The sequence below is a fragment of the Algoriphagus hitonicola genome, from assembly GCF_900113375.1.
Lineage (GTDB): Bacteria > Bacteroidota > Bacteroidia > Cytophagales > Cyclobacteriaceae > Algoriphagus > Algoriphagus hitonicola.
The window spans coordinates 80,092-88,693 of record NZ_FOPC01000016.1; the positions used below are offsets into that span (position 1 = coordinate 80,092).

General features: G+C 43.1%; 6 protein-coding genes. 3 read left to right on the forward strand and 3 right to left on the reverse strand.

Going from position 1 to position 8,602, the window contains the following annotated elements:
• Nucleotides 1-10 precede the first annotated feature (10 nt).
• Together BM043_RS17520 and BM043_RS17525 are read right to left on the reverse strand one after the other, a co-directional pair.
• Complete coding sequence (locus BM043_RS17520; RefSeq protein WP_092794032.1) at nt 11-3,136, reverse strand: SusC/RagA family TonB-linked outer membrane protein; 3,126 nt, start codon at nt 3,134-3,136, stop codon at nt 11-13.
• A 558-nt stretch (nt 3,137-3,694) separates the two neighbouring features.
• A complete protein-coding gene (locus BM043_RS17525; RefSeq protein ID WP_092794034.1) occupies nt 3,695-5,857 on the reverse strand; it encodes a glutamine synthetase III family protein in 2,163 nt (720 codons plus the stop codon).
• A gap of 235 nt (nt 5,858-6,092) precedes the next feature.
• Here BM043_RS17525 and mtaB point away from each other — a divergent pair, with 235 nt between their 5' ends.
• From mtaB to BM043_RS19885, 3 genes are all read left to right on the forward strand, one after another.
• Nucleotides 6,093-7,412 (forward strand): tRNA (N(6)-L-threonylcarbamoyladenosine(37)-C(2))-methylthiotransferase MtaB, encoded by a 1,320-nt coding sequence (mtaB, locus tag BM043_RS17530; protein WP_092794036.1) that lies wholly within the window; start codon nt 6,093-6,095, stop codon nt 7,410-7,412.
• Nucleotides 7,413-7,518: 106 nt separating this feature from the next.
• The gene (locus BM043_RS17535; protein ID WP_092794037.1) at nt 7,519-7,737 is read left to right on the forward strand and encodes a hypothetical protein; all 219 of its coding nucleotides are present in this window, start codon (nt 7,519-7,521) and stop codon (nt 7,735-7,737) included.
• Nucleotides 7,734-7,973: a PIN domain-containing protein gene (locus BM043_RS19885; RefSeq protein WP_092794039.1), complete on the forward strand. Its 240-nt coding sequence runs from the start codon at nt 7,734-7,736 to the stop codon at nt 7,971-7,973. Before BM043_RS17535 ends, BM043_RS19885 begins: the two co-directional genes overlap by 4 nt.
• Before the next feature lie 178 nt (nt 7,974-8,151).
• On the opposite strand, the gene BM043_RS17545 is transcribed toward BM043_RS19885, so the two are convergent.
• Nucleotides 8,152-8,602, reverse strand: a 451-nt coding sequence (locus tag BM043_RS17545; RefSeq protein ID WP_143189572.1) for a transposase, incomplete at its 5' end; no start/stop codon positions are given.

Genomic DNA, 8,602 nt, shown 5'->3' on the forward strand with positions numbered 1-8,602 from the left:
TGTGTTTCAATTAAAAGTTGGCTGACAAATTAAATCCAAAGCTTCTGTTGGTCGGAAGTCCAAAGAATTCCAAACCTTGAGAGTTGCCGTCCACTGCATAGGCAGATTCAGGATCCACATTCGGGATATTTGACCAAAGAAGTGCCAAGTTTCTACCTACCACGGATAGCGACAGGTTGTTAAACGGCGTCTTTGAAGTGATCGTACTTGGGAAAGTATATCCGAAGGAAAACTCTCTCAATTTGGCAAAAGAAGCATCGTAAACGATGTTTTCAGTCACCATCGCATATCGCTGCCAGTACTGATCGATTAAATACTCGGAAGGATCATTGGGATTGGCTGGAATAGTCCAGGTATTGGCTTCTCCATTTGCAGTCACCCCGCTGACAGAAAGATTACCATCTCTACCAATCAAAGTTTCTTGGTGCAAACCATTATTGTAAGCAAAATAGTTAGTACCTGAAACCATATGCCCACCCTGACGGATGTCAATCAAAGCATACAATCGGAACCCTTTCCAAGTCACTGTATTACTCAAACCCGCAGAAATCGGATGTCTTCCCTCTGCGATCGTTTCAAAACCCTGAGTCGTCACCGGGAATCCGTTTGCATCATAGACTGGCTGACCATCTACTTGCAAATGCTTGTATCCGGCAATCATTCCCAGCGGGTAACCCACGATATGGCGGATATTTTCCCGCATCAATCGGGATTGACCCAAATTGATGAATTGGATCGGTTCGCCAGCGGCATTGGTTCCCAAGCTAAGCACTTCGGAAATGTTATTGGCAAAGTTGAAAGAAACATCCCATCGTACCGCACGTGCGATTGGGGTCACATTTAAGAGCATTTCGATACCTCGGTTGTTCAACTCACCGATATTTACCGTAGTCGAACCAAAACCTGAAGTGGCCGAAATCCCCGTTGCGAGAATATCGTTTCTGGTCGTTCTATTGTAATAGGCGATATCTAATCCTACGCGGTTGTCAAAGAATCTCAAATCAGCTCCAAATTCATATTCACTGGATCGGTATGGACCTAGGTTAGAGTTTGGAATGGAACCATTGTTAATTTGGCCCAAGTTTGCACCCAAGTGACCTGCTCCTACGAGTCCATAAGTCAAGTTAAGCGCATATGGGTTTGGTGCTCCACCTCCGGCTTCACCCCAAGATCCTCGGATTTTAGCAAAAGTAATGACCTCTGGAAGCGTCACCATGTCACTGATTACAGCACTCAATCCCAAGGAAGGATAGAAAAGCTTACTGTTTTCAGGTGTCAAGGTAGAGAACTGATCCTGTCTTGCCGTGGCATTGAAGAAGATCATGTTTTTGTATCCCACATTGGCTGACCCAAAATAGGAATTGATTCCATATTCGGAAAAGCCGTAAGTAATGGAAGGGGCCCGCACATTGTTTACCGAACTGAAGAAAGGAACCACCAGGTCATTTCCTCCACCTCTGAGGCTTTCGGCAGTTCTTCTCATCCGGTTACCACCGATAAATCCATCGATGTCAAAATCCCCGAAGGTCTTATTGAAACCAATAAACAAATCCGCATTGTCCTCTCGGATGGTCCGCTCTGTCAAATTGTAATCACCCAATGGCTTGTAGGCTGTGCCATAAGGCTCTGAGGTACGATCCACTCGAGACTGGAAATCCAATCCGATTCGACCTTGCACATACAACCAATCCGTGATGTCATATTTAAGAGACATATTTCCCAAGAATCGGTTGGTTTCGTCTTCACGGAAGAACTGATACGCTGCCCAATACGGGTTGGTCTGGAATACATTGGACTGGTATCGAAGCTCAGTTCCGTCCTCTAAGGCACCGGGCTTGTCGGTCGTTCCTCTCATGACATCCAAGGGCAAATTGCCCGGTCTAACGAGCATGGAGAAGTTGGCATTTCCAGGAGAATCCGAAAGTCTAGGTCGGTTTTTGGCAAATTGATTAGAATATTGACCTGTGGCTGCCAAGGTGAATTTGCCGTGCTTACCATTGATATTGGCATTGACTACTCTTCGTTTAAATCCAGCATTGGGGACAATGTCTTTATTATCCAAGTCGGAGAAAGAAAAACGATAATTAGCATTTTCATTTCCTCCATCCAAGGCAACGGAATTATTCCAAGTGTAGGAAGTCTCAAAGAAATCCGATAGCTCTTCGCCGGTAAAAGCATAAGGACGCTGCTCTCCATCAAACTGCACCGAAGGAACACCGTCATATGGAGCACCCCAGCCGTTGTTTCCGGTATTGAGCGCTTCATCCTGAGTAGTCGGTCTTCTTCCGTCGATTCCCGGTCCATATTGCCGTTGGAAATCGGTCTGATCCCATACCCGGTCAAAAGTAATGTTAGAGTTTACAGAGACACCGATTCCTGTTCGCTGAGCTCCACTTTTGGTGGTAATCAAGATGACCCCATTTGCAGCTCTCGCTCCATAAAGCGCAGCAGCAGCATTTCCTTTTAGTACCGAAATATTTTCGATATCGTCTGGGTTGATAGAGTTCAATCCATCTCCGGAGTCATTTCCACCCCACATCCCAGCATTGCCGAGGTTTCCTGATTCGATGGGAATCCCGTTGACTACATAAAGAGGTTGGTCGTTTCCTGTTAGGGATGAGCCACCTCGGATGACCACTCGGGTCGAGCCTGCAGCTCCGGTAGCTGGAGGGGTAACGTTTACCCCTGCTACTTTACCAGAAAGCGCATTCCCAAAGTTGATCGCGCGGGATTCGGTGAATTTATCACCGCCCACCTGGGTCACTGAGTAACCCAAAGATTTTTGATCCCGCTCCATTCCGAAGGCAGTGACCACTACCTCACTCAGGTCTGAGATATCTTCGCCCATGGCCACATCGATGACCGACTGATTGCCGACCGTAAACTCTTGTGGTTCAAAGCCTATAAATGAAAATACCAAGACCGAATTGGTCGTGGCGCTGATGGAATATTTACCGTCCACATCTGTGGTCGTACCGGTCTGGGTGGTTTTGTCCAGAACTGTCACTCCTGGAAGCGGTAAGCCATCCGAGGAGCTAGTGACTGTACCTGTCACTACTCGATTTTGGGAGAAAGCCTCGAAACTAACCAGCAGTATCAGCGCTAACCCCCATAAGAAAGATAGAATTTTTCTCATAGTTGGAAATAAATGGTTTGAATTAAGTTGAATTGGGATTTTGGGAATTCCCGGTTGAGTTAAATTAAAATAGAGTACTTTTTTTATCCATGAAATTTGGGTTAATGAACAAAACTTAATCTTAAAATCCGGTAAACAACTGATCAACCGCTACTTATTCTGGTGATCAGACCAATGGCACTATTCTATTCGGGTAAAGCTAAAGATTTCAAAAATCTTTCAAAAACAATTCTATAATTTTTTTATACAAAAAACTTATTCTTTTTTAATTTTTTTTTAAAAGTAATCAAACAAGGGTTTTAAATTTTAAATTAAGGGGAATTCTTATTCAACATTTTTTGATGATCAATGCGGTTTCTATTAAAAATCTATATCCACTTAACGTACTTCAATTAATTTAATTTAAGTTTTTTCAAAAAAAACCGAATTTTTTGCTGAAAAACATAAAAATCAAGACCCTTACTTTTAAATAATTTTGAATCCTTTAAAAATGATATTTTACCACTCACAAAAAAACCGCCCCTTTTTCAAGGGGCGGCTTAACTCTAAAAGACTTGTTTATCGAATGAAGAGCATTTCGCGGTATTTGATCAATGGCCAAAGCTCATCGTCAACCAGAAGTTCCAGCTTATCCACTGCATATCGGATTTTATCAAAGAAGGCTTCTTTTACCTCTTTTTGATAACCTTTTGCACGCTTGATGATGTCTTCCTCTTTATTGAGTTTTCGACGGGCATCGATCATCGCAGTGACATTGAATTTGACTGCTTCGATATGACGGGATACATCTTTAATGGTCTCAATAGCAGCAGAATTATCCAAACCAAGACCTTTTAAGCCGTTGGCATTTTCAATCAATTTGTTTTGATATGTAATTGCAGTAGGGATAATATGATTGAGGGCCAAATCACCCATCACTCGGCTTTCGATCTGTACCTTTTTAATAAAGTCCTCCAGCATAATTTCATGTCTTGCTGTGACTTCGAGCGGATTCATCACATTGTGACGCTCAAAAAGAGCCTGAACCTCTTTTTTCTCATAAATATCAAGCGCTTCAGGAGTAGACTTCAAGTTGGCTAAGCCACGCTTTAAGGCTTCTTTCTCCCACTCTTCAGAATATCCGTCACCTTCAAATCTTACTTTCTTGGACTCCTTGATATATTTTCTGAGGACATTGACAATGGCAATTTTCTTCTCCTTGCCGCTGTTCATTTCCTTCTCGATATCCTTGGTCATTTGCTTCAAGGTTTCGGCCACGATTACATTCAAGACCGTCATAGGTCCGGCAACATTGGCGTGGGAACCTACTGCCCGGAACTCAAACTTATTTCCTGTGAAGGCAAATGGAGAAGTTCGGTTTCTATCGGTATTGTCAAGGATAATCTCTGGGATTTTAGAAATTCCCAGCTTCATATACATGTTATCCCCTTTTTCGATTTTGATGTTGCCATTTTTCTCCAGCTCATCCAATACCTCTGTCAGAGTGGCACCGAGGAAAACGGAAATAATCGCCGGTGGCGCCTCATTGGCTCCCAATCGAAAATCATTTCCAGCAGAAGCAATACTCGCACGCAAAAGTCCCGCGTGATCGTACACCGCTTTTACAGTGGCGACTAGGAAGGTCAGAAACTGAAGATTTTCACGAGCAGAATTACTAGGTTGAAATAGATTTACACCCGTGTCAGTGATCAAGGACCAGTTATTATGCTTACCAGATCCATTCACTCCTGCAAATGGCTTTTCGTGGAATAGCACCTTGAGATCATGCTTCTCGGCGACCTTGTCCATCACATCCATCAAAAGCTGATTGTGATCTGTGGCCTTGTTGATTTCTTCGTAAATCGGGGCTACTTCAAACTGCCCCGGCGCTACTTCATTGTGACGGGTAGCCACAGGAATTCCTAATTTGAGCGCCTCAATTTCGAAATCCATCATAAAGTTTTTCACGCGAGTGGGGATGGATCCAAAGTAGTGATCTTCCAATTGCTGACCGCGTGCAGGGTTATGACCAAAGACAGACCGTCCAGCCATGACCAAATCCGGTCTGGCAGAGAACAAAGCCTTGTCAATCACGAAATATTCCTGCTCCACACCAAGAGAGGCAGTCACTTTACGCACATTTCGGTCAAATAACTGACAGATGGGTAAAGCTGCTTCGTTGATCGCTTCCATGGACTTTAACAAAGGAGTTTTATAATCCAATGCTTCGCCGGTGAAAGAGACAAAGATGGTCGGAATACAAAGGGTTTTTTCGAAAATGAAAATCGGTGATGAAGGATCCCAAGCGGTATATCCTCTCGCTTCAAAAGTAGATCGGATTCCACCATTGGGGAAAGAAGAAGCATCCGGCTCCTGCTGTACCAAAGCAGATCCCTTGAATTTTTCCAAACCTGCATGGGCATCAAAAAACGAATCGTGCTTCTCTGCTGTAGATCCAGTCAATGGCTGAAACCAGTGAGTATAGTGAGTAACACCTTTAGATAAAGCCCAAGTCTTTACTGCGGAGGCTACTTCTTCTGCGGTGGCTGTATCGATTTTGGTTCCTTTATCGATTGCCTCCATGATTTTTTTGTACACCGATGGTGCCAAAGACTGCTTCATTTGATCACCGCCGAAAACGTTGACCCCGAAGAAGTCTGAAATTTTTGGGGAAGGAGGAGTCACCTGAACTCGCTGTCTCGCCTGTACCATGGACAGGGCTTGATGTCTTAGTGTTGCCATTTTCTACAATATGTGGTTTGATATTACCCCTGCAAAAATAGAAAAATACTTGTGATTTTTGCTTTTTGGATTTTTTTTGAGCCTATTTTTTGAAAAAATTACACTTTTATCAAAAAATACCCGTCATTTTTTACCCAAATGATGAAAAATATTGCGGTTTGGGATCGAAAATTGGAAAATTGAAAACAAACGGAGAATGCTTACCTTTGCAAACTTATAATCAAGAGGAAATTAAGTGAAAAAAGTAGCCTTTTATACCTTGGGATGCAAGTTGAATTTCTCCGAAACGTCAACCATCAGCCGGCAATTTGAAGATCGGGGCTTTTTGAAAGTGGACTTTCAGGAAAATCCAGATATTTTCATCATCAACACCTGCTCGGTGACCGAGAATGCGGACAAGAAATGTAAAAAAATCGTCAAGGAGGCTAAAAAAATATCACCTAACTCTTATGTGGCCATTATCGGCTGCTATGCGCAACTGAAACCACGAGAAATTTCCGAAATTAAAGGCGTGGATGCCGTTTTAGGTGCTGCCGAGAAATTTCGATTGCACGAACTTTTGGGCGATTTCGCCAAAGAACAGGAAGCTAAAGTCCTGGCCAGCGAAATCACCGAAGCCAAGTCCTTTAATAATGCCTATTCGATCAATGATCGCACCCGTACCTTCCTGAAGGTACAGGATGGTTGCAATTATGGCTGTGCTTTTTGTACCATTCCGCTAGCCCGCGGCAAAAGTCGGAGCAATACCATCGAATCTGTGTTGGAGTCCGCTCGGGAAATCGCTCAGACCGATGTCAAAGAAGTCGTCTTGACCGGCGTGAATATCGGCGATTTTGGTATCGTGGATGGAAAGCGGAACGAGCGCTTTGCTGATTTGGTTTTTGCACTTGATGAAGTAGGTGGAATCGATCGCTTTCGGATTTCCTCCATCGAGCCTAATCTGCTCACCAACGAAATCATTGCCTTTGCTGCCACTTCCAAGCGATTTGTGCCCCATTTTCATGTGCCCCTGCAGTCCGGATCCAATACTATTCTGCGAAAAATGGGTAGGCGCTACTTGCGTGAACTCTATGAAGACCGAGTCAGCAAAATCAAAACTTTGATGCCTCAGGCCTGTATCGGCGTGGATGTGATTGTGGGATTTCCGGGAGAAACGGACGAATTGTTTTTAGAAACCTATAACTTTCTCAATGAGCTCGACATATCTTACCTCCATGTGTTCACCTACTCGGAGCGGGCCAATACCCGTGCCGCTGAAATGGAAGATGTGGTCCCTATGAAAAAGCGAAACGAGCGGTCCAAAATGCTCAGAATTCTATCTGAGAAAAAACGCCGTAAATTCTATGAAGAAAATCTAGGAAAAACCTTCACCGTACTTTTTGAAGAAGATGTGGTGGATGGGAAAATGCATGGCTTTACCGAAAACTACATCCGTGTAGCCGCCAAATACGACCCCATGCTGATCAACGAAACCAAACTTGTGACCCTAGACCGAATCAATGAAGCTGGAAACGTGGAAGTTTTGGAGCCGGAAATGGTTTTTGAGCGGCATTAGAGTCAACAAAATTCTTTCTGCATTAAAGTCCAAAGAAATTATTTTGGTAAATTTCAGAATCAAATATTCTGATTATCCGCTGTATTAAAATAAAGAAAATAGGCTTATGAGTACCCCTTTATCAAATCTACAGAAAGAATTGCTCAAAGTATTCTCCCATCAACTAAGTGAGGAAGAACTCCTTGATGTAAAAGAACTATTGGTGAAATATTTTTCTGAAAAGGCCATATCAAAAGCGGATAGAATTTGGGAGAAAGAAAAGTGGGATGATAAAAAACTTGATCAAATTCTTAGGGAATCAGCTCGGACTCCCTATCACAAATGAAAATCGTTTTAGACACAAACGTTTTACTTGTTAGCATTTCTAGTAGATCACCTTATCATTGGATTTTTAAAAAATTGCTAGCCCGAGAATTTCAGATTTTGGTCTCAACAGAAATACTAACCGAATATGCTGAAATAATTGAAAGACATATGAGCTCCGAAATTGCCGAAAGCGTTTTAGGCGTATTGGAAAATTTACCTAATGTCCAATTAGGGCATCTTGGAAAATTCCTTTGAAAAGGTCAGTTAGGGGTTAAAACTAAATCCCAGCTGCCCTTTTTCTTTGCCTAGCGGTCGGTTTTGATGTCAATTTCAGTACGGAAAAGTACAATTTTTGCATTCAAGTAGCTGGAATTACCCGAATATTTCCTGTCTGGGCACACTGATCCCATCAAGGTGCTTTTCATTGTTTTTTTTAGGCTGCTTTTTGGTCTGGGGGACTTTCTTTCTCTGCCCTTCGCTTGGCTATTTTGACCGCATTTGCCGCCATGATCCCAAAAAATATCATCAGCTTCTCCCGCTTTTCTCCCTTTACCCTGATTTTTCTCAGCCCGTAGGACTCTTTGTGTGTACCGAACACACCCTCCATTACAGTTGCCCGCTGTCTGGATATTTCTGATCTGAGTATTTTTTCTGACTTACCATGCTTTCTGGGACCTTTTTTGGGAAAGCAGGTGAAAATCTTGTGGTCAGTGCAGAAGCTGCGATTTTTGTTGGTGGCATAGATTCTGTCTGCACCGAGCTGTTTGGCAGGGCCGAAAAATCTCTTGTGCTTGGCTACAGAGAGTTTAAGCCTGGTACACTCATTGAATGCATTGAAATCCAGTTTGTCGATAAAGGCGAGCCCGTCTACCTGAAGGACGTGG

Bases quoted from the DNA above. Each gene is read 5' to 3' on its own strand.
- BM043_RS17535 (WP_092794037.1), top strand. From the start codon at position 7,519: ATGAGTACCCCTTTATCAAATCTACAGAAAGAATTGCTCAAAGTATTC.
- BM043_RS19885 (WP_092794039.1), top strand. From the start codon at position 7,734: ATGAAAATCGTTTTAGACACAAACGTTTTACTTGTTAGCATTTCTAGT.
- BM043_RS17520 (WP_092794032.1), bottom strand. From the start codon at position 3,136: ATGAGAAAAATTCTATCTTTCTTATGGGGGTTAGCGCTGATACTGCTG.
- BM043_RS17525 (WP_092794034.1), bottom strand. From the start codon at position 5,857: ATGGCAACACTAAGACATCAAGCCCTGTCCATGGTACAGGCGAGACAG.